This is a genomic window from Microbacterium sp. ZW3a, assembly GCF_057167165.1.
The window spans coordinates 1,599,155-1,620,728 of record NZ_CM169903.1 but is presented as its reverse complement, the minus strand read 5'-3'; the positions used below and the strand labels follow the sequence as shown (position 1 = coordinate 1,620,728).

The 21,574-nt window shown below is 69.0% G+C and carries 21 protein-coding genes; 15 read left to right on the top strand and 6 right to left on the bottom strand.

The window, feature by feature from the left end; translation table 11 throughout:
• Positions 1-478 precede the first annotated feature (478 nt).
• Positions 479-1,495 (bottom strand): UbiA family prenyltransferase, encoded by a 1,017-nt coding sequence (locus ACU6WY_RS07625; RefSeq protein WP_483821832.1) that lies wholly within the window; start codon positions 1,493-1,495, stop codon positions 479-481.
• A 491-nt stretch (positions 1,496-1,986) separates the two neighbouring features.
• On the bottom strand, positions 1,987-2,886 hold the full coding sequence (locus ACU6WY_RS07620) for an isoprenoid biosynthesis enzyme family protein (protein WP_483821831.1): 900 nt from the start codon (positions 2,884-2,886) through the stop codon (positions 1,987-1,989).
• A gap of 529 nt (positions 2,887-3,415) precedes the next feature.
• Between ACU6WY_RS07620 and ACU6WY_RS07615 the strand changes: the two genes are divergently transcribed.
• Entirely contained in the window at positions 3,416-4,054 is a 639-nt protein-coding gene (locus tag ACU6WY_RS07615; RefSeq protein ID WP_483821873.1) for a helix-hairpin-helix domain-containing protein, read from the top strand.
• Positions 4,051-6,357: a ComEC/Rec2 family competence protein gene (locus ACU6WY_RS07610; protein WP_483821830.1), complete on the top strand. Its 2,307-nt coding sequence runs from the start codon at positions 4,051-4,053 to the stop codon at positions 6,355-6,357. The genes ACU6WY_RS07615 and ACU6WY_RS07610 overlap by 4 nt, the downstream gene beginning before the upstream one ends.
• A gap of 74 nt (positions 6,358-6,431) precedes the next feature.
• Here the strand turns inward: ACU6WY_RS07610 and ACU6WY_RS07605 are convergent, their stop codons facing one another.
• A complete protein-coding gene (locus tag ACU6WY_RS07605; protein ID WP_483821829.1) occupies positions 6,432-6,788 on the bottom strand; it encodes a nuclear transport factor 2 family protein in 357 nt (118 codons plus the stop codon).
• Between the two features lie 27 nt (positions 6,789-6,815).
• On the bottom strand, positions 6,816-7,550 hold the full coding sequence (locus ACU6WY_RS07600) for an oxidoreductase (protein ID WP_483821828.1): 735 nt from the start codon (positions 7,548-7,550) through the stop codon (positions 6,816-6,818).
• 128 nt (positions 7,551-7,678) lie between these two features.
• On the opposite strand from ACU6WY_RS07600, the gene ACU6WY_RS07595 reads away from it, so the two are divergent.
• Together ACU6WY_RS07595 and holA are read left to right on the top strand one after the other, a co-directional pair.
• Positions 7,679-8,191: a winged helix-turn-helix transcriptional regulator gene (locus tag ACU6WY_RS07595; protein ID WP_483821827.1), complete on the top strand. Its 513-nt coding sequence runs from the start codon at positions 7,679-7,681 to the stop codon at positions 8,189-8,191.
• A gap of 53 nt (positions 8,192-8,244) precedes the next feature.
• On the top strand, positions 8,245-9,282 hold the full coding sequence (gene holA / locus ACU6WY_RS07590; protein WP_483821826.1) for a DNA polymerase III subunit delta: 1,038 nt from the start codon (positions 8,245-8,247) through the stop codon (positions 9,280-9,282).
• Positions 9,283-9,449: 167 nt separating this feature from the next.
• On the opposite strand, the gene rpsT is transcribed toward holA, so the two are convergent.
• Positions 9,450-9,710, bottom strand: coding sequence for a 30S ribosomal protein S20 (gene rpsT / locus ACU6WY_RS07585; RefSeq protein WP_483821825.1), 261 nt, complete (start codon positions 9,708-9,710; stop codon positions 9,450-9,452).
• Between the two features lie 119 nt (positions 9,711-9,829).
• Positions 9,830-10,552, bottom strand: a complete 723-nt coding sequence (locus ACU6WY_RS07580) for an alpha/beta fold hydrolase (protein ID WP_483821824.1) — start codon at positions 10,550-10,552, stop codon at positions 9,830-9,832.
• A gap of 80 nt (positions 10,553-10,632) precedes the next feature.
• Between ACU6WY_RS07580 and lepA the strand changes: the two genes are divergently transcribed.
• The 11 genes from lepA to era all read left to right on the top strand — a co-directional run bounded on the left by lepA (position 10,633) and on the right by era (position 21,557).
• Positions 10,633-12,477, top strand: a complete 1,845-nt coding sequence (gene lepA, locus ACU6WY_RS07575; RefSeq protein WP_483821823.1) for a translation elongation factor 4 — start codon at positions 10,633-10,635, stop codon at positions 12,475-12,477.
• A 46-nt stretch (positions 12,478-12,523) separates the two neighbouring features.
• Entirely contained in the window at positions 12,524-13,168 is a 645-nt protein-coding gene (locus ACU6WY_RS07570) for a DUF1990 family protein (protein WP_483821822.1), read from the top strand.
• Complete coding sequence (hemW, locus tag ACU6WY_RS07565) at positions 13,168-14,385, top strand: radical SAM family heme chaperone HemW (RefSeq protein ID WP_483821821.1); 1,218 nt, start codon at positions 13,168-13,170, stop codon at positions 14,383-14,385. The genes ACU6WY_RS07570 and hemW overlap by 1 nt, the downstream gene beginning before the upstream one ends.
• An 81-nt stretch (positions 14,386-14,466) precedes the next feature.
• Positions 14,467-15,507, top strand: a complete 1,041-nt coding sequence (hrcA, locus tag ACU6WY_RS07560; RefSeq protein ID WP_483821820.1) for a heat-inducible transcriptional repressor HrcA — start codon at positions 14,467-14,469, stop codon at positions 15,505-15,507.
• A 50-nt stretch (positions 15,508-15,557) separates the two neighbouring features.
• The gene (gene dnaJ / locus ACU6WY_RS07555) at positions 15,558-16,682 is read left to right on the top strand and encodes a molecular chaperone DnaJ (protein ID WP_483821819.1); all 1,125 of its coding nucleotides are present in this window, start codon (positions 15,558-15,560) and stop codon (positions 16,680-16,682) included.
• 2 nt (positions 16,683-16,684) lie between these two features.
• The gene (locus tag ACU6WY_RS07550; protein ID WP_483821818.1) at positions 16,685-17,419 is read left to right on the top strand and encodes a 16S rRNA (uracil(1498)-N(3))-methyltransferase; all 735 of its coding nucleotides are present in this window, start codon (positions 16,685-16,687) and stop codon (positions 17,417-17,419) included.
• A gap of 45 nt (positions 17,420-17,464) precedes the next feature.
• Positions 17,465-17,812 carry an HIT domain-containing protein gene (locus tag ACU6WY_RS07545; RefSeq protein WP_483821817.1) on the top strand — a complete coding sequence of 116 codons (348 nt, stop codon included), beginning with the start codon at positions 17,465-17,467 and terminating at the stop codon, positions 17,810-17,812.
• A gap of 49 nt (positions 17,813-17,861) precedes the next feature.
• On the top strand, positions 17,862-18,890 hold the full coding sequence (locus ACU6WY_RS07540; RefSeq protein ID WP_483821872.1) for a PhoH family protein: 1,029 nt from the start codon (positions 17,862-17,864) through the stop codon (positions 18,888-18,890).
• Positions 18,887-19,354 (top strand): rRNA maturation RNase YbeY, encoded by a 468-nt coding sequence (gene ybeY, locus ACU6WY_RS07535; protein ID WP_483821816.1) that lies wholly within the window; start codon positions 18,887-18,889, stop codon positions 19,352-19,354. Before ACU6WY_RS07540 ends, ybeY begins: the two co-directional genes overlap by 4 nt.
• Complete coding sequence (locus ACU6WY_RS07530) at positions 19,351-20,667, top strand: hemolysin family protein (RefSeq protein ID WP_483821815.1); 1,317 nt, start codon at positions 19,351-19,353, stop codon at positions 20,665-20,667. The genes ybeY and ACU6WY_RS07530 overlap by 4 nt, the downstream gene beginning before the upstream one ends.
• On the top strand, positions 20,664-21,557 hold the full coding sequence (gene era, locus ACU6WY_RS07525) for a GTPase Era (protein WP_483821814.1): 894 nt from the start codon (positions 20,664-20,666) through the stop codon (positions 21,555-21,557). The genes ACU6WY_RS07530 and era overlap by 4 nt, the downstream gene beginning before the upstream one ends.
• The last annotated feature ends 17 nt before the right edge of the window (positions 21,558-21,574 follow it).

The following is a 21,574-nucleotide window of genomic DNA, read 5'->3' as shown; positions in this document are numbered from 1 at the left end:
CCGAGGAGGAGCCGGAGTTCGCGCCCGAAGCGGGAGCTCACAATCATCGCAACCGCGGTGGAAACGATCACACCGGACGCCAGGCACACGTAGACAGCGATACGTCGCGAACGCGTGATAGCGAGAGCGATGTCAAGGGCGGCGTTCGGCCACAAGCACGAAATGGCGAGGGAGATGGGGGGCGCCCATTCGAGAACTCGTCGCCCGACGCGACGTGCATGCATCCACCGCCATGCCCACGCAGAGAAGGCGCGTGCAAACTCGAAGTACGAGATGTGCATTGCGAGACGCAAGGGCGGGACCAATAGCCAATAGGGGCTAGCACTAAGCAGGACTGTCGTGTCGAGCGAGGGTCGGAGAACGGCGAGTAGCGCCGGGACTTGGTGAACCATCACTGGCATGAGACCGAGACTGACGTGTCCGACGACGAAGAAGAACCCCGCCATGCCCGCCCAGAACCATCGCGTTCGCGCTGACATCACACCTTCCTCGGGGTCACCAGCGTGAGGATCCGACGAAGGATTGCCGGGAGCAAGAGCGCAAGCAGTCCCCCGATGAATAGCGCCTGGGCGATTGCAAGGACGGCGCTTGAGGTGATAGCGATCCAGACGATGACGTTCACCCAGAGGAATGTCTCATTCCCTCGTACGCGCGGCGTCGACCTCCCCTGAACGAGTTGAATAAGACTTGTGGATGACACGCCCGCGCAGACGGCGATCAACACGACTCCGATGATCGTGTGCGTCGCGCTTGCTGGTCGACCCGATGTTTGCTCGAGTGCAAGAGAGAGGTAGAGCGCGATCTGCAGGGCAGCCGAGTACACGGAGAAAGCCCGCGAGAAGACCACCTGTCCCGTAGCGGCCGCGTAGCTTCCCGATTCCTTTGCAATCGTGCGGAATCTCGTCGCAGTGTCGAAGGCCAAGTCTTTCACGTTCCCGCAGAGGTTCATCTGTAGAGCCAGTGCGGCGAGCGAAAAACATAGGAGCCAGGGGATATCTCGACGTTCACCTGGATCGCTCATGAACCGCGCGACAAGCAGCGTGAGCGGAAATACGCAGGCGTAGGCGAGGTCCATCAACCACGGGTTCACGCGCTTCTGGAACCAGGAAACAACTGCCGTCATCACGAGGAGAAGCAAGACATAGAGTGCCCCGGGCGGGTAAGAGATCCCGGAAAAGCCGATTGCAAGGCTGCATGCGAAAACGATCGACGTCCAAACCACGAACGGGGAAGTGTCACGACTCACGAGAGGGCTATGTTGCCGACGTGGATCGAGCTTGTCGACGTCCCGGTCTGAGAGATTGTTCACGGCGAATGCAACATAGTTGACCGTTAGACCCACAAAGCCGGCGACGACGTAGGCGAAGAATGTGGGTTCTCGGACCAAGAGCGCGGTACCGCACAGCCCAAGGTAGATGCCGAACCCAGCGACATGAAAACGGCCGACGTCAAGTAGCGCCGTGAAACCGCGCATCAGCTCTCGCCGGTTGACCATGTCCGCTCCATCTCAAGGAATCGCGCGGTGGACGTCCTCGGCACGAATCCGAGCGCCTCGTATGCACGAACCAGCGATGGTGAGTCGATCGCCACATGAAGGTGGAGTGAGCAGCGGCGGGAAGCCTGAAGCCTGCCGATGAGGTCTCGAAGGCCGTGAAGATCTCCGCCAGAACGAGCCTCCGTGCTCACAACAAGGCCGACAAGTCGGATGGGCTGCCCAGGGCGGAAATGGGAGCTATGGCGCACAACTCCCACCAGGGAAAGCAGGGTCCGTGACCCCGTGACGATGGCGGCCACGATGGGAGGGCGCCGCTCTGACCACGGCGCAAGGCCGAGAACGACCTGGCTATCCCGGCTCATGACGTGCGGTACGGAAAGGGATGTCAATACGTCCCGGAAACGCTGGTGCTTCGAATCGGCCGAGCGTACGCGGGCCACGACAGGGAGATCGTTCACCGACACCCACCCGTAGTGATGTGTCAGCAACTGTCACCGCGGAATCGATGCAAGGTTGCGGGCCCACGCGAGCGCCCACTCCGAAATGACGTCAGCATTCTGGGCGGCCAAGGAATGCGCGGCGAGATTGGCCTCGTGCTCCGCCAGTTCTAGAGAATTCTTGACCAACCCGGTGGCCTGCAGCGCGGCGTGAATGCGCTCCGATGGCCAGTCCACGATGCTCGGATAGATGGCCCGAAGAGACTTCGCGGGCCAGCTGGGGTTTCCGTCCTCGAGGTCCACGGTGACGTCCTGAAGATCATCGACGAGCTGGAGCGCCGTGCAAAGCTGAAGAACCGACGCAATCAGGCTTTCCGCTCCATCAGAGCGATCAGCCAACTCGCACATCACCGCAACGACCGAGACCAACGGCGCTGCGCGATCCCCGAGAGTGAGCAGATCGGTTGGGGTGAAGGCCTGGTTGGGATCAGCGCGATGGCGAACCTCGCGCCTGACGGAGCGAGCATAGAGACCAGCCGCATGTCGCTGCAGGGCCACGACTCGCGCGAACCCTGCTTGGCCTACGAGATGGACTTGAATCGAGGCCACTTCTTCACGAGCGACACGTGACTTCAAGAATGCGATTGGCTCAAAATGGCCCGCGTCAATCAGGTCATCCTCGACGCGATAGACCAAGTGTGCCAAGTAGACCAGATCAAAGACCGCGTCGAGAACCTCCGCGTCTCGAACCCCCCAGTTTTCGAGCTGGGCTGCCGGAAGAACGAAGAACCCGCTTTCCATTCCTAGAGGCCGATCAATGACCGGCGCACACCCGTCGTCGCATCCGACCAACGTGCACAGTCGACTTTCGACGCGCTTCTGGAGTTCGGTCAGTGGAAACCGTGCAGCTACGTCGGCCAGGCATTCCGGAAGGTGAAGGTCGGGCTTCGTCACCAGGAGTCGGCGCCGAGCCTGGGCGAGCTCGGTGCAAGCTTGTCGGGTGCTGGCGCGTTGTTCGCGCGAGAGGCGACATCGTCGATCGCGGCCTGCGCGGCCATGACATCCTCGTCGCTTACCGTCCTAGTTTCCATGAGTCCCCCCGGGTCTCTTGCTTTGGTCAGCCAGTTACCTGATCATTTCGGACCGGGCACTCCACCGCAAGTGAATTTCATATTGCCAGGAGGGCTCGACACAGGTTTCGAAGTGCACTTACGAAACGACCGGCGCCTTCCGGCATACGCGTACCGCAGAAGAGATGTGGCAGCCCCTCGGCTACAGCGGCTTCGTCGGCCTCACGATCTGGCTCCAGGCCGACCCGACGCCGGATGCCACGCCCCCGGCGCTCTGCGGAGCACGCGGGGCGTGGCATCCGGCGTTTTCCGGCGGCGCGGTTCCTCCCCAGGGGCTGAGAGGGAACGGCACTCCACGATTCAGGCATCCGCAGCCCCGAGAGCGGGCGCCGTCTTCGTAGGGTGACGGCGTGATGGACCAGCCAGACGACCCCGTGCCCTCCCGGCTGGGGGCGCTCGCGCCGGTCTCACACGGAACGGGGCGGCGGCGGCTCGGCGTCGGCGCGGTCATCGTCCTCGTCCTGCTCGCGTTCGCGGTGACCGTGGGGATCGGTCTCTTCCGCGGAGCGACGGGGGCAGAGATCGTCGCGTCAGACGGGGCGACGCCGGCACCCTCCGCCGTGCCGCCCACCGCGGGCGTCTACGTGCACGTCGCGGGCGCGGTGCGCACGGCCGGGCTCTATCGGCTCGAGATCGGCGACCGGGTGGCGGATGCCATTGCCCAGGCCGGCGGGTTCGCCGACGACGCCGAACGGGGCGGAGTCAACCTCGCCCGCACGGTGACCGATGGGGAGCAGATCGTCGTGCCGGTCATCGGCGCTGCCTCGCCCGCGGAGGCAGGCGCGACCGGTGCGACTTCGGGGCCGCTCGACCTCAACACCGCCACGCGCGAGCAGCTCGACACCCTGCCGAGGATCGGCCCGGCTCTGGCCGACCGCATCCTCACGTGGCGCGACGAGAACGGACGTTTCACCAGCGTGGACGACCTCGGTTCGGTCCCGGGCATCGGAGAGAAGATGCTCGAGAACCTTCGCGATCTGGTGCGGGTGTGAACGAGCGGCAGGCGCTGCGGCAGCGCACGGCGAGGCCGGTGGCCGTTGCCGCGGTGACCTGGGGCGGGGCGGCGACGGCGATCGCCGTGCCAGAACCCGGGGTGCTGGCCGTTCTGCTCCTCGTCGCCACGGCCGCCACCATCGCCACGTGCGCCCGGTTCCGGCATCCGGTCGTCATGGTCACCGCAGTGGCAGTGGCGTGCGCCGCCGCTACCGCTGGTTCCGTCCTCGCCCTCGTTCCGACCCGAGAGGCGGTCGACACTCTCGCTGTCGAGGGCGGCCGTCACCTCCGCGTCACCGCGACGGTGACGGGGCATGTGTCCGGGAGCGCAGATGGTGGCGCCTGGTTCGACGCGAGCGCCTCGCTCGTCGCGGCCGGTGACACGGCGATCCGTGGGGCGATCCCCGCGAGGATCGGCGTCGACGCCGACGGCCGAGAGCGCCTGCGTGACGTGGGACAGGGGAGCGAGATCGTGCTGTCGGGCCGCGCCATTCCTGCCGACCCGACGGAGCGCGCTGTTCTAGTGATCCGCGCGGGCGAAATCGAGCGTGCGCCCCCGCCCGCGGGCGTCTGGGCCGTGTTCGAAGGGCTGCGCGACGGACTTCGGGCATCCACGAACGGTCTCCCGCAGCCGGGGGCCGGACTTGTGCCCGGTCTCGCGATCGGCGACACGTCCCACCTGGATGCCACCACCGAAGCGGCCATGAACGCCTCGTCGCTCTCGCACCTCACCGCGGTTTCGGGCGCCAACTGTGCGCTGGTGGTCGGGGCCGCGTTCGCCGTGCTGGCGATGTGTGGCGCACCGCGCTGGGCGCGCGTCAGCGGTGCCTTGCTCGTCCTCGGCGGGTTCGTCGCCCTCGTCACGCCCGAGCCGAGTGTCGTGCGTGCTGCGGCGATGAGCGCGATCGCGATCCTCGGGCTCGCGCTCGGCCGCCCCACCCTCGGCGTCGCCGTGCTCTCAGCCGCCGTGACCGCGCTGCTCATCGCCGACCCCTGGCTCTCGCTATCGCTCGGCTTCGCCCTCTCTGCCGCGGCCACCGCCGCCCTGTTGCTCCTCGCGCGCCCCCTCGCCCGGGGCTTGGAACGGTGGATGCCGGCATCCGTCGCCCTCGCCCTCGCGGTCCCCGCCGCGGCGCAGCTCGTCTGCGGCCCGCTCATCGTGCTGATCGATCCGCACGTGCCGCTCCTCGGGGTCGCCGCGAACCTGCTCGCCGATCCCGCCGCCGCTCCGGCGACGATCGCCGGGGTGCTGGCCTGCATCGCGCCGTTCCCGTGGCTGCGCGACGGGCTCACCGCGCTCGCGTGGGTTCCCGCGTCGTGGATCGCCGGGGTCGCCCACACGGCCTCCTCTGCGACGGCGCAGAACCTGCCCTGGCCCGACGGACCCGCCGGCGCCGCCCTCCTCGCCGTCGTGGGCGGAGCGATCGTGGTCGTGATCGTGCGGCCCGCGCGCGTTCCACGGGTGACCGCCGTCGCCACGCTCGCCGTGGCCGTGCTGATCGGAGTCGTCGGGGCGAGCACGACGATCCGGACGGTCTTGGGGCCGCTCACCATGCCCGCCCGCTGGCAGGTCGCGATGTGCGATGTCGGCCAGGGGGATGCCACGCTCTGGCGCTCCGGAGCGGCGGTGGCGCTCGTCGACACCGGGCCCGAGCCCGAGCCGCTCGCTGCCTGTCTGCAGACTCTCGGGATCGACCGCCTCGACCTGGTGGTGCTCACACACTTCGACAAGGACCACGTCGGCGGTTCCCCGGCGATCCTGGGGCGCGCGGACGTCGTTCTCCACGGGCCGCCCGGGGAGTCGGCCGACCAGAAGCTCCTCGATCGGTTCGCCGCCGGCGGGGCTCAGCTGCGGGCGGCATCCCTCGGTCTGACCGGCACCCTCGGCACTACGCGCTGGCAGGCACTCGGCCCGCTTCCAGGCATGGAGCCCGGCAACGATGCGAGCGTAGCCATCGACGTCTCCGGCCCAGGGTTCCCCCGTACGGTCATGCTCGGCGACCTGGGCGCCGAGCCCCAAGCGTCGCTCGTTCGCCGCGTCGACATCCCGCGCGTGGAGATCGTGAAGGTCTCCCACCACGGCAGCGCCGACCAGGACCCCGAGCTCTACCGCCGCCTGCACGCCGCGATCGGGCTCATCGGGGTGGGGGCGGACAACACCTACGGTCACCCCACCGCGCGGCTGCTCGACACCCTCACGGCGATGGGTACCGTCGCCGCCCGCACCGACACCGACGGCATCCTGGCGGTGTGGCGCGACGAGGCGGGGCGGCTCACGCTCTGGCGTCAGCGTGCGCCGTGAGCGCGCGCCGCCCGGCGGGCAGCCCCCTCCGCCCGCGGCCCGGCTCCTGCGACCTGCGTCCGCAGCCAGCGACGTCAGACCTCGATCACCAGGTGCTCGATGAGCGAGCCCGCCAGCTCGAACCGGTGGTGGAGCACGACGGTCCCCCCGGGGAAGTTGCCGTCGAGTCGCACCCGCACGACCACGCCACGGCCGTCGACGATCTGCTGATCGAGGCGCGAACTCGTGTAGGTGAACTCCGTCGACGACGTTCCAATCCACGCGGAGATCGCATCGATGCCGCGGTAGGTCGTGCCGTCGTCGATGACGACCGCATTCGGCGCGAAGGTGGCCGTGGCGTCGGCGTAACGGCGGTCGTCCCGCGCGTCGAGATAGGCGAGCACCGGGGCGGGGAGGGTCGTCGGGTCGTAGGGCGTGAAGCCGTCGGTCATGGTCTCTCTTTCGGGGTTGATCGGTGGTCAGATGGTGCGCAGGGTGCCGCCGTCGACGACGAGGTCGGCGCCGATGATGCTGGCGGCTTCCTCCGAGGTCAGGAACGCGATCGCGGAGGCAACCTCGTCGGGTGTCGCGAAACGCCGGAGGGGCACACCGCCGAGCGCGGAGACGAGCGAGTCCCACGCGGCATCCTGGTCACCGTCGAAGTCCGCGGCGAGACGCTGAACGAGCGCCTCCGCCCCGTCGGTCTGGATGCCGCCGGGAGAGACCGTGTTCACCCTGATGCCCCGGGGAGCGAGTTGGCCCGCCAGTCCCTTGCTGTAGGTGCGCAGGGCCGCCTTCGCCGCCGCATAGGCGAGAGTGCCATCCCACAACGGCATCCGGGCCTGGATCGAGGACACGTGAACGATGGCGCCGCGCCCGGCCTCGATCATGGCGGGAACGAGCTCGCGGTCGAGCCGCACCGCCGAGAGGAGGTTTAGGTCGATCTCGCGCGCCCAGTCGTCCTCTCCGAGGGTGGCGAAGCCGCCGGAGGGGGAGTGCGACCCGCCGGCGACATGAACGACGACGTCGGGAACGCCCTCGGAGAGGATGATCCGCGCGGCTTCGCGAACCGCCTCCGCGTCGGTCAGGTCGGCGGCGACGAAGCGTGCGTCGTCGGTGGATCCCGGCGTCCGGGCGATCGCGGTCACCTCCATTCCGCTCGCGCGCAGTCGGCGCGCCACGGCGGCACCCGTGCCTTTCGTCCCTCCGCTCACGAGGGCCCGTCGGGCGGTGCGAGGAGGAGAGGGGTCGTGCGGACTCGCTTCTGTTTTGACAGTGACCATGGCTGCTACATTAGCAGTCGCTGGCGAACGTGCTCAGCGACCATCGGAAGGGGGCTGGGATGTCTGCACGCACGCGGGTCGAAGACCGCGAATGTCCGCTGTCAACCGCGATGTCGTACGTGGGCGAGTGGTGGACCATGCTGATCCTTCACGACTGCTTCGACGGGTACACGCGCTTCGACGAGTTCGAGACGAACATCGGACTGTCCTCGAGCATGCTCACCAAGCGGCTCCGACTGCTCGTCGACAACGGCATCCTCACCACGCGCGTCTACCAGGAGCGCCCGGTCCGGCACGAGTACGTGCTCACCGACTTCGGGAGATCGCTCCGGCCGATCCTCGTCGCCATGGCGGCGTGGAGGAATGAGCAGCTGGCGCCGTCCGAGCGTGCGATGGTGCTCGTCGACGTGACGACGGGCGACGAAGTGGAACCGGTCACCATCGATCCCGTCACGGGCCTCTCCGTCTCGGATCCGCGGTTCGCGTTCCGGTCCGGACCGGCCGCGGGCCCCGAGATGCGCGCGCGTTACGCGGCGCCTCGCACCCCCGTCTCGACGGGGGCGGACGACTGATCCACCCCGCGTCTCCCGCCGTCGGTGTCGGACCCGGTCGGTAGGCTGGGGGAGTGACCCCGGCCCCTCGACGCTCCGCCCCCGCGAAGGCGAAAACGGCCATTCCGCAGATCGGCTGGCGCACCCCCCAGCCCGCGCCGATCGTGCTGATTTCCGGCCCCGAAGAGGTGTGCGCCGAACGCGCGACCGCGGGAATCCGCGAGTACCTCAAGAGCGAAGACCCCAGCCTCGAGGTCACCGACGTTCGTGCCGACGACTATGTCGCCGGCACCTTGCTCGCCGTCACCTCCCCGTCGCTGTTCGGTGAACCGCGTCTCGTGCGCGTCGGGGGAGTCGAGAAGTGCAGCGACGCGTTCCTCACCGAGGCGCTGTCGTACCTCGCGCACCCGCAAGACGGCGCCACGGTGGTGCTCCGGCACACCGGTGCGAGCGTGCGCGGCAAGAAGCTCTTGGATGCCATCCGCGCGGGGCAGGGGAACGGCATCGAGATCGCGTGCCCGGCGATCAAGCGCGACTCCGACCGCTTCGATTTCGCCGTCGGCGAGTTCAAGGCCGCGCAGAAGAGGATCGCCCCGGTCGCTCTCCGCTCGCTCGTCTCGGCCTTCGCGGACGATCTCACCGAACTCGCCGCCGCCTGTCAGCAGCTCATCTCCGATGTGCCCGGCGACATCGACGAGCGCACGGTCGAGCGGTACTACGGCGGCCGTGTCGAGACGTCCGCGTTCACCGTGGCCGACACCGCCATCGCCGGTCAGTACGGGCCGGCGCTCCTGTCGCTGCGGCACGCCCTGGCATCCGGGGCCGACCCCGTGCCTCTGGTCGCCGCCGTCGCGATGAAGCTGCGCACCATGGCGCGCGTCGCCGGCAACCGTGAGTCGTCGTCGGCGCTCGCCCAGCGCCTCGGCATGAAGGACTGGCAGGTCGACCGGGCCCGCCGCGACCTCGTCGGGTGGACCGCCACCAGCCTCGGTATGGCGATCCACGCCACCGCCCGCGCCGACGCCGAGGTCAAGGGCGCTTCCCGCGACCCCGTGTTCGCGCTCGAGCGCATGATCACGATCATCGCCACGCGCCAGCCCTACGGACGCTGACCCCGCGCCCCGCCCCGGCGATGACGCGAGTTTGGGGCGCGATCTGCCTTCTGGGGCGCGAAATCCCACGCCCCAAACGGAATTCCGCGCCCCAAACCCGAAATCCCCGCCCGAGAACGACGAAGCCCGCCCCGCGGTGCGGGACGGGCTGTCGAAGAAGAGGCGGCTCAGAGAGCGGCGACCTGCTTCGCGATCGACGACTTGCGGTTCGCGGCCTGGTTCTGGTGGATGACACCCTTGCTCACGGCCTTGTCGAGCTTCTTGCCCGCGGTGACCAGGGCCTTCTCGGCGGCTGCCTTGTCACCGGCGAGGATCGCCTCGCGGGTGCGACGCACGTGCGTGCGCAGCTCGCTCTTGACGGCCTTGTTGCGCTCGCGGGCCTTCTCGTTGGTCTTGTTGCGCTTGATCTGCGACTTGATGTTCGCCACGTTCGACGGTCTTTCGTTTGAGTGAATGTTGGAAGTGCCGGGCGAGCGGTAGAGGGACGCTGCACCGGCGATCGTGGAGGTCGGGAAAAACCCCACACGCAAGCCAAGAAGCGAGTCTATCAGGTCGACGCTTCGACCGTGGTGAGCGCCACGTCGAGCACGGCGTTGAACACGCGCGGCCGCATCGCGGTGACCAGGTGCGTTGTGCGGGGCACCACGATGAGCTCGGCGTCGCGCGCCACCGACAGAAACAGCTTCTCGTTGACCCGCAGTTGGTCCCACTGCCCGTTCACAAACCACAGCGGCACGTCGATCCGCCGGAGCGCGGCGAGCAGGTCGAGCACCGACAGGCTCCGGAGCGCCGTGTCCTGCGCATCGAACGCGTAGCCGCCGGCCCCGAAGTCCTCGCGTGTCTCGGGCGGCAGCGTCCGCTCGAGAACGTAGTTCGTCACGCGCATCCCGCGGTCGGGGAAGGCATCCAACCGTCGCGCGAAGAAGCGGTAGGCGGCGAGCCCGACCCCGCGCGGGATCGACGTACAGGATGCCGCCACGAACGCCGCGACCGGCGGCGGGTCCTCCCGCCCGACGTACTCGATCGAGAGCAGCCCGCCCATGGAGTGCCCGACGAGCAGCACGGGACCTCGGGTCGCGGCATCCTGAACCGCCCGGTCGATCGTCGCGAACGCCTCGTCGAGCGTGAACGCCTCGCCGCGTCGCGTGCCGTGACCGGGCAGGTCGACCGCCGTCACCGGGTTCCCGCGCTCCCGCAGATGAGCGACCTGGGCGCGCCACATCGACGCCGACGTGCGGATGCCATGCACGAGCACGACCTGGACCGTCACGGCATCCAGCCTACGAAAGCACCGGATGCCGAGGACCCGGGGATCGGCGATGTCGGTACGCCCCGTAGAATCGACGGAACATGTCACCGCGCGCCCTGAAGCCTCTCGAGCCGTCCGCCACCCCGCCGGCGCAGATCCGCAACTTCTGCATCATCGCCCACATCGACCACGGCAAGTCGACGTTGGCCGACCGCATGCTGCAGATCACCGGCGTCGTCGCCGACCGCGACATGCGCGCGCAGTATCTCGACCGCATGGACATCGAGCGCGAGCGCGGCATCACGATCAAGTCGCAGGCCGTGCGCATGCCGTGGGCCGCCGACGGCGAGACGTTCGCGCTCAACATGATCGACACTCCCGGCCACGTCGACTTCACGTACGAGGTCAGCCGCTCGCTCGCCGCGTGCGAGGGCGCCATCCTGCTCGTCGACGCGGCGCAGGGCATCGAGGCCCAGACGCTCGCGAACCTCTACCTCGCGCTCGAGAACGATCTGCAGATCATCCCCGTGCTCAACAAGATCGACCTCCCCGCGGCCGACCCCGAGAAGTACGCCGCCGAGCTCGCCGGCCTCATCGGCGGGAAGCCGGAAGACGTGCTGCGCGTCAGCGGCAAGACCGGCATGGGCGTCGAGGCGCTGCTCGACCGCATCGTCGAGCAGATCCCCGCGCCCGTCGGCCAGGCCGATGCCCCGGCGCGCGCGATGATCTTCGACTCGGTCTACGACGCCTACCGCGGCGTCGTCACCTACGTCCGCATGGTCGACGGCGCGCTGTCGCCGCGCGAGCGCATCCAGATGATGTCGACGACCGCGACGCACGAACTGCTCGAGATCGGCGTGTCCAGCCCCGAGCCCGTGCCCACCCGAGGTCTCGGCGTGGGCGAGGTCGGCTACCTGATCACGGGCGTGAAAGACGTGCGGCAGTCCAAGGTTGGCGACACCATCACCAACCACCGCAAGCCCGCGACCCAGGCTCTGGCCGGCTACACCGACCCGAAGCCCATGGTCTTCTCGGGCATCTACCCGATCGACGGCAGCGACTACGCCGAGCTGCGCGAAGCGCTCGACAAGCTGAAGCTGTCCGATGCCTCGCTGCAGTACGAGCCCGAGACCTCGGTGGCGCTCGGTTTCGGCTTCCGCTGCGGGTTCCTCGGCCTGCTGCACCTCGAGATCATCACCGAGCGCCTGTCGCGCGAGTTCGGTCTCGACCTCATCACCACCGCCCCGTCGGTGACGTACGAGGTCACCACCGACACCGGCGAGACGGTGTCGGTCACCAACCCCAGCGAGTACCCCGACGGGCGCGTCGCCGAGGTTTCCGAACCGATCGTCAAGGTCGGCATCCTGCTGCCGAAGGACTACGTCGGCACGGTCATGGAGCTCTGCCAGTCCCGCCGCGGCACGCTGCTCGGCATGGACTACCTCAGCGAAGACCGCGTGGAGCTGCGGTACAACATGCCGCTCGGCGAGATCGTGTTCGACTTCTTCGACCACCTGAAATCCCGCACGCAGGGGTACGCGAGCCTCGACTACGAACCGGCCGGTCAGCAGACCGCCGACCTGGTCAAGGTCGACATCCTGCTCCAGGGCGAGAAGGTGGATGCCTTCAGCTCGATCGTTCACCGTGAGAAGGCCTACAGCTACGGCACGATGATGACCGAGCGGCTGCGCAAGCTCATCCCGCGCCAGCAGTTCGAGGTGCCCATTCAGGCTGCGATCGGTGCGCGCATCATCGCGCGCGAGAACATCCGCGCGATCCGCAAAGACGTGCTCGCCAAGTGTTACGGCGGTGACATCACCCGTAAGCGCAAGCTCCTCGAAAAGCAGAAAGAGGGCAAGAAGCGCATGAAGATGGTGGGCCGCGTCGAGGTGCCGCAGGAGGCGTTCATCGCCGCCCTGTCCGGCGACGTCGAGGCGAAGAAGTAAAGCACGCCCACCGTCCTCCCATCTGCGACAGAGGAGACTGGAGCTCATGCGCCGGCAGAACTTCACCGACGACACGGTCGACTACGCGGCGGTCGGTGCCACCCAGGCGCACGACCTCCTGCAGTATCCGCCCGAGCATTCCGTGCCCGCCGAAGACGCCTGGCGGATCGGCAGCGGCGAAGAGCGCTTCGCGGCCGCCGGCGAGCTCCTGCTGTCGTGGGCTCCGCTGCGTGCGGGTGAGCTGAGCATCACCGACGTGCGTCCGGCCAGCGATGGCGGGTACTCCGGTGTCGGGTTCGACGCCGAGGGGGCGCCCATTGCTCCTAGCCGCCTCGAGTCCGACCAGCGCTTCGCTGCCGACGGTACGCCCTTCGTGAGCCCCGGTACGAGCGTCCGCCTGCACGGCAAGGTCGACGGCCACCGCGCCGACGCGCACCTGCGCGTGATCTCGGTGTTCGAAGAGCCCCGGCGCGTGGGCTACATCCTCGGAACGGTCGGACACTCCATCGTCAGCGGCGAGGAGCTCTTCGCGATCGAATGGCGCGACAACGACGAGGTGTGGTTCGTCGTGCGCGCGTTCGACCGGCCCACGGCCCCGTCTTACCGACTGTTCACCGGTCTCGTCCGCCGTCGCCGTCGCGCGCTCTTCCAGCGGTATCACCGCGCGATCTCGCCGCTGTACACGTCCTGATGGGCGGGCCCCTGCCACTCGGAGACCCGGCCCCGACCGACGGACGCCTGCCCGCCGACCTCCCGATCGACGCGACCACCGATTTCGGTGTCTACCTGCACGTCCCGTTCTGCCGCGTGCGGTGCGGGTACTGCGACTTCAACACGTACACCGCGAGCGAGCTTCGCGGCGCCCGTCAAGACGACTTCGCCGACACCCTCGCCGGCGAGGTGCGTCTGGCGGGTACGGTCATGGATGCCATGAGCGCGCGGCGCGCGGCATCCACGGTGTTCTTCGGGGGCGGGACCCCGACCCTGCTCCCGCCCGGCGATCTGGCACGCATGCTGACGGCGGTCCGCGATGAGTTCGGAATCGCGGACGGCGCCGAGGTCACCGTCGAGGCGAACCCCGACACCGTCGACGACCGCGTCGCCGAGACCCTCGCCGCGGCCGGGGTGACTCGCCTGTCGATCGGGATGCAGTCGGCGCAGGCGCACGTGCTCGCGGTGCTCGATCGCACGCATGATCCGCGCAACGTCGCCACGGCCGTCGCGTCGGCGCGACGCGCGGGGCTCGACGTGTCGCTCGACCTCATCTACGGCGCACCGGGGGAGTCGCTCGACGATTGGCGCGCGTCGCTCGAGACCGCCACCGCACTGTCTCCCGACCACGTCTCGGCGTACGCGCTCATCGTCGAAGACGGAACGAAGCTCGCGCGCCAGATCCGCTCGGGTGCGGTCGAGATGCCCGACGACGACCTGCAGGCCGACATGTACGAGCTCGCCGACGACCTCCTCGGGGCCGCCGGGTACGAGTGGTACGAGGTTTCGAACTGGGCCACCGACGCGTCCCACCGCTCCCGGCACAATCTCGCCTACTGGCGCGGGACCGACTGGTGGGGCTTCGGACCCGGCGCCCACAGTCACGTCGCGGGGCTCCGCTGGTGGAACGTCAAGCATCCCGCCGCGTACGCGCAGCGGCTCGCCGCGGGGGAGTCCCCGGCGGCGGCCCGTGAGCGTCCCGACGACACGGCGCGGCGACTCGAATCGGTCCTCCTGCGCAGCCGCATTCGCGACGGCCTCCCCGTGTCGGAGCTTCTCGGCGAAGGCCGGAAGGCCGTGGCATCCCTCATCGCCGATGGACTCGTCGAGGGGGCGGATGCCGTGCGCGGACGCATCGTTCTGACGCGGCGTGGGCGGCTGCTCGCCGACGCCGTCGTGCGGGCCCTGACCGCGTAGGCGCGTTCCCGGCTGACGGTCGGACCGATCCCCTAGAATTGGCACTCAGGTGTCCGGAGTGCCAGGAGGAGGGAGCCGGTCATGGTGTCCGAACGCGGCTTGCAGGTGCTCCGCGCGATCGTCCAGGACTACGTCGACACGCGCGAACCGGTCGGCAGCAAGGCGATCGTCGAGCGGCACGCCTTCGGTGTCTCGGCGGCGACGATCCGCAACGACATGGCGCAGCTCGAAGACGAAGACCTCATCGTCGCCCCGCACACGTCGTCAGGACGCGTGCCCACCGACAAGGGCTACCGGGTCTTCGTCGACCACCTCGCGGAACTGCGCCCGCTCTCGTCGGCGCAGCGCAGCGCCATCACATCGTTTCTCGATGAGGCGGGCGATCTCGACGACCTCCTGGCGCGAACGGTGCGCGCGCTCACGCAGCTCACCGGTCAGGTGGCGATCGTGCAGTACCCCTCGTTCGCCCGGGCGAACCTCACCCACGTGGAACTCGTGGCCCTCGGCGGGCCGCGGGTGCTCGTCATCCTCGTCACCGACACCGGCCGTGTCTCGCAGCGCATCGCGCTCGTTCCCGTGGAGCCCACCGAGACCGACATCGTGCAGCTGCGCGCCCGCGTCGGCGCGGTGCTGGTCGGCCGCAGTGTCGCCGACTGCGTGCAGCGCGTGGGCGGAGCCCTCGCCGACGGTCCGCGTGCCGGGATCGCTCTCGACGCGATCGCCGACGCCGTGCTGCGCGTCGTGGGGGAAGAGCTCGAGGAGTTCCGGCAGGACCGTCTCGTGATGGCCGGGGCGGCGACGCTGGCCAAGCGCGAGTCCGACTTCCGCGGCAGCATCTACCCGCTGCTCGAGGCCATCGAGGAGCAGGTGACTCTTCTGCGCCTGATGAGCGAGATGGTTGCCGACGAGCAGGGCCTTTCGGCCAGCATCGGCCGCGAGAACGAACCGTTCGGCCTCATCGAGGCGTCGGTGCTCGCGAGCCGCTACGACGGCTCCGCCGGCGGTGCCCGGGTGGGACTCCTGGGCCCCACGCGCATGGACTACTCCTCCAACCTCGCGGCGGTCCGTGCCGTCGCGCACTACCTGACCCGGATGCTCGAAGACGACGACAGCACGCGTTGACGAGCACCCCACCCGAGATCGACCCCGCATGAGCGGACAGGAAGGCGATTGTGGCTGACCACTACGAGGTCCTCGGCGTCGAACGCGACGCCAGTGCCGACGAGATCAAGCGCGCGTACCGACGGCTCGCCCGCGAGCTGCACCCCGACGTCAACCCCGGCGCCGACGCGTCCGAGCGCTTCAAACTCGTGACCCACGCCTACGACGTGCTCAGCGACCCCGAGCAGCGCCGACGGTACGACATGGGCGGCGACCAGAGCCCGTTCGGCGGGGGAGGAGCGGGCGGCTTCGGCGGCTTCAGCGACATCTTCGAGACGTTCTTCGGCGGCGCACAGGGGGGCGGGGGCCGCGGTCCGCGGCCGCGCTCGCGTCGGGAGCGCGGCCAAGACGCCCTCGTTCGCGTGACCCTGCAGCTCGGCGACGTCGTGTTCGGCGTGCACCGCGACCTCGACGTCGACACCGCCGTGCTGTGCGAGACGTGCCACGGTGAGTGCACGCAGCCCGGCACGAGCGAGGTCACCTGCGACATCTGCCACGGCTCCGGTCATGTGCAGCGCACGGTGCGCAGCCTCCTCGGCAACGTCGTCACGAGCCAGCCCTGCAGCGTCTGCCAGGGCCACGGCACCACGATTCCGTACCCCTGCGGCACCTGCCAGGGCCAGGGGCGCGTGCGTGCTCGTCGCACCGTGTCGGTCGACATCCCCGCCGGCGTCGAGACGGGCCTGCGTCTGCAGCTTCCCGGCTCCGGTGAGGTCGGTCCGGCCGGCGGCCCGAACGGCGACCTCTACCTCGAGATCACCGTCGAGGCGCACGACGCGTTCAGCCGCGAGGGCGATGACCTGCTCGCGACCCTCGAGGTGTCGATGCCGGATGCCATCCTCGGCACCACCACCACGATCGAGTCGCTCGACGGCAGCGTCGACCTCGAAGTGCGCCCCGGGGTGCAGTCCGGCGACGTGCTCACGATCAAGGGCCGCGGTATCACGCCGCTGCGGGGCAACCAGCGCGGTGATCTCAAGGTCGGCGTGCACGTGGTGACCCCCACGCGCCTCGACCACAAGGAGCGCGCCCTCATCGAGGAATTCGCCAAGCGCACGAAGGCTCCCCAGCCCCGCCTGGCCGAGCACCAGCAGGGCATGTTCTCCAAGCTCCGCGACCGCTTCCGTCACGGCTGATCGTGGCGCTGCACTTCGTCACGGATGACGCCGCCACGGCACGCCCCGGCGACCGTGTCGTGCTGGCCGGCCCCGAGGCCCACCACGCTGCGGCGGTCCGGCGCGTCCGCGTCGACGAGGCGGTGACCCTCGGCGACGGCCGCGGCGTGTGGCTCGAGGGTCGCACCACCGCCGTTGCGCCCAAGGAGGTCGCCGTCGTCGTCACCGGACGCACCGAGGTCGTCCCGCCCTCCCCGCGCTTCGTGCTCGTCCAGGCGTTGGCCAAGGGCGACCGTGACGAGCTCGCCGTGCAGGCCGCCACCGAACTCGGCGTCGACGCGATCGTGCCCTGGCAGGCGTCACGGAGTGTGTCCCGGTGGGATGCCAAGGCCGAGAAGGGTCTCGCGCGCTGGCGCACGATCGTCCGGGAGGCCGCGAAGCAGGCCCATCGCGCCTGGATCCCCGAGGTCGAGGGCGTGGCCCGACTCACCGACCTCGTCGCGCGGGCGGGCACCGCGAACGTACTCGTGCTGGAACCCTCGACCTCCGAGCGGCTGACGGCCGTGGCATCCGAGGTGTCCGACGGACGCGACGTGGTGCTGGTCGTCGGCCCCGAGGGCGGGATCGCCCCCGACGAGCTCGAGGCGCTCCGCGGCGCCGGGGCTCGCCTGGTGCGTCTAGGCGACACGGTGCTGCGCACCTCCACCGCGGGGGCCGCGGCGCTGTCGGTGCTCTCGAGCGTCCACGGCCGGTGGTGAGCCGCGCCCGACCCGGTGTCGCACCCCGTCGATAGACTGGATGCCATGAGCGAACCGTCGATCTTCACGCGCATCCTGCAGGGCGAGATCCCCTCCGAGATCGTCGCCGAGACCGAGAACGCGTTCGCGATCCGCGACATCGCGCCGAAGGCGCCCGTGCACCTCCTCGTCATCCCCAAGACGCAGCAGTACCGCAACGTCGTCGAACTGGCCGCGGGCGACCCCGACCTGCTCACCGAGATCGTGGGCCTCGCCCACCGCGTGGCGGCCGAACACGCCGACGGCGATTTCCGGCTGATCTTCAATACCGGCGCCGGTGCCGGTCAAACCGTCTTCCATGTGCACGCCCACGTTCTCGCGGGCGGCCTGAACGAAAAGAGCCTGGGTGGCTGATTCCCCCGAAGAACCCGTCGTCGACCGCATCTACGTCGACGGCGTCGCGATGGTCCAGCTCCTCGGACCGCAGGACCGTCTCCTGCGGGTCGTCGAGAAGGAACATCCCGACGTCGATGTACACGTGCGGAGCAACGAGATCACGCTCTCGGGGTCGGCGACCGCCGTCGCCGCCGCACGAGGTCTCGTCGACGAGCTGCTCACGATGACCCGCAGCGGTCAGGGTCTCGACCCGGCCGATGTGTCTACCTCGAACCGGATGCTCCGGTCCGACGGCGGTCCGCGTCCCTCGGAAGTGCTGGGCGAGGCGATCCTCTCGTCGCGCGGCAAGGTCATCCGCCCCAAGACGCCAGGCCAGAAGGCGTATGTCGACGCGATCGACGAGAGCACGATCGTGTTCGGAATCGGCCCCGCCGGTACCGGAAAGACCTATCTCGCCATGGCCAAGGCCGTGCAGGCGCTCCAGCGCAAAGAGGTGAGCCGCATCATCCTGACGCGTCCCGCGGTCGAGGCCGGCGAGCGGCTGGGGTTCCTTCCCGGCACTCTCACCGACAAGATCGACCCGTATCTGCGGCCGCTCTACGACGCTCTCAACGAGATGATGGATCCCGACATCGTCCCGAAGCTCATGGCGACGGGCACGATCGAGGTCGCGCCGCTGGCCTATATGCGCGGTCGCACGCTCAACGACTCCTTCGTCGTGCTCGACGAGGCGCAGAACACCACGCCCGAGCAGATGAAGATGTTCCTCACGCGTCTGGGATTCGGCACGCGCATGGTGGTCACGGGCGACATCACCCAGATCGACCTCCCGCAGGGCGCATCGGGTCTTCGCCTGGTGACTCGCGTGCTCTCCGACATCGACGACATCCATTTCGCCTACCTCACGAGCGAAGACGTCGTGCGACACACGCTCGTCGGCCGTATCGTCGATGCGTACAGCGAGTACGACGAGAAGCGTCTCGTGGCCCGCCGCGAACGCGACGAGGCCACCGAATTCGCCAACCGTGCCGAACGCCGCAGCGCGGCCCGCCCCGCGGGTCCGCGCGATCACCTCCCGAGACGAAACCGCTCATGACGATCGAGATCAATAACGAATCCGGCCACCAGGTCGACGAGCAGGTCCTCCTGCGCCTGATGGAGTACAACCTGGCCGAGTTGCACGTCAGCCCCGACGCCGACGTGGCGATCGTGCTCGTCGACGAGGGCGCCATGGAGTCCCTGCACGTCCAGTGGATGGACGAGCCCGGCCCGACCGACGTGCTGAGCTTCCCGATGGACGAGCTCCGCCCCGGGTCAGAAGACGCGCCCACCCCCGCGGGTCTCCTCGGCGACATCGTGCTGTGCCCGGCGGTTGCCGAGACCCAGGCGATCGCGGCCAAGCACTCCACGCAAGACGAGCTGATCCTCCTCACCACCCACGGGCTCCTCCACCTGCTCGGCTTCGACCACGCCGAGCCCGACGAGGAGCGCGAGATGTTCGGACTGCAGCGCGAGCTCATCACCGGTTTCCAGGCCGTCGAGCGCCGCCGCCGCGCATGACCGAGGCCCTCCTCCTCGTCGCGGCCCTCCTTCTCGTCGCCTTCGGCGGCTTCATGGCGGCGTCCGAGGCCGCGCTCGGCGTGACGTCGCGGGCCGATCTCGCCGAGCTCGGGTCGAGCGGCCGGAACGCGCGGTCGCTCCAGCGGATCGCCGCCGATCCCAGCGCCCATGTCACCGCCGTGGTGTTCATCCGCGTGCTCGCCGAGACGACCGCCGCGGTGCTCGTCGCCGCGGCCTTCATGCTCCTTTTCGACAACATCTGGCTCGCGCTGGTCGCCGCCGCGGTGATCATGACGGGGATCTCGTTCGTGGCCGTGGGGGCGAGCCCCCGGGCGGTTGGTCGTCAGCACGCGACCGGCCTGCTGCGCGGCGGCGCTCCCGTCATCCGGGGAATGCGCATCCTCCTGGGGCCTCTCGCGCACGGACTCGTCGCGGTCGGCGACCGCATCACCCCCGGCGTCTCGCACTCGACGTCGTTCGCGTCCGAGGAGCAGCTGCTCAGCATCATCGACGAGGCCGCCGAGAACGAGCTCATCGAAGAAGACGATCGCGAACTGATCCATTCGGTGTTCGACTTCACCGACCGCTACGTGCGCGAGGTGATGGTGCCGCGCACCGACATGGTGACGGTGGATGCCGCGGCCACCTCGCGCGAAGCACTCGCGCTGTTCCTCGAAAAGGGCGTCTCGCGCATGCCCCTCGCCGACGACGACGCCGACGACGTGGTGGGCATGCTCTACCTGAAAGACCTGGTGCAGTTCGGATTCCGCGACGAGGCCGGCTGGCGTGATGCGCCGATCCGCCGGATCGCGCGACCGGCGGTGTTCGTCCCCGAGTCGATGAAGGCCGAAACCCTGCTGCAGCAGATGAAGAGAGACGCCGTGCACGTCTGCCTGGCGGTCGACGAGTACGGCGGAGTGGCGGGGCTCGTGACCCTGGAAGACCTCATCGAAGAGCTGGTGGGCGAAATCTCCGACGAGTACGACGCGCGCTCGACCGAGATCGTCCCGCTTGACGACGGTCGCTACCGCGTCAGTGCGCGCCTCGCACTCGACGAGGTCGGCGACCTGTTCAGCCTCGAACTCGACGACGACGACGTCGACTCGATCGGTGGCCTCCTGGGCAAGGCGCTCGGGCGCATCCCGCAGCCGGGCGCCACCGCCGAGCACTCCGGCCTGATCATGACCGGCGGCGCCTCCCGGGGCCGCAATCGCGGCATCGCGACGGTCATCGTCGAGCGCGCCGACCCCGACGACGACACCGACACCGACGCGGCCGCTCCCGGCGCTCCGCGCGAGAGGAACGACAAATGAGCGAGACACGATCAGGATTCGTGACCTTCGTGGGCCGCCCGAACGTCGGTAAGTCGACGCTCACGAACGCCCTGGTGGGCGAGAAGGTCGCCATCACGAGCGAGAAGCCGCAGACCACGCGCCGCGCGATCCGCGGCATCGTGAACCGCCCCGGCGGTCAGCTCGTGGTCGTCGACACTCCCGGCATCCACCGCCCTCGGACGCTGCTCGGGCAGCGCCTCAACGACCTCGTCGAGCAGGTGCTGGGCGACGTCGATGTCATCGCCTTCTGCGCCCCCGCGACCGAGAAAGTGGGCCCCGGCGATCGACGGATCGCCGAGTCGCTGTCGGGCTACCCGCGCGCAAAGAAGGTCGCCCTGGTCACCAAGACCGATGCGGCCTCGCGCGAGCAGATCACCGAGCGCCTCATCGAGGTCGACGCGCTGCGCGAGGACTGGGCCGCGGTCATCCCACTCTCGGCCGTCACCCACGACCAGCTCGACGTGCTCAGCGACGAGCTGCTCGCCCTCATGCCCGAGGGTCCGGCGCTCTACGGTGACGACGTCGTGACCGACGAGACCCTCGAGGACCGGATCGCCGAGATCATCCGCGAAGCGGCTCTCGAGGGCGTGCGCGACGAGCTGCCGCACTCGATCGCGGTCACCATTGACGACGTCGCCCCCCGCGAAGACAGCGACCTCACCGACGTGTGGGCAAACATCGTGGTCGAGCGCGACAGCCAGAAGGCGATCATCATCGGCCGCAAGGGCTCGCGCCTGGCCGATGTCGGAGCGCGGGCGCGCAAGGGCATCGAGCCGCTCGTGGGTGGGCGGGTCTACCTGTCGCTGCACGTGCGCGTGGCCAAGGAGTGGCAGCGCGACCCCAAGCAGCTGGGGCGCCTCGGCTTCTGATCCGACGCCCCCGAGCG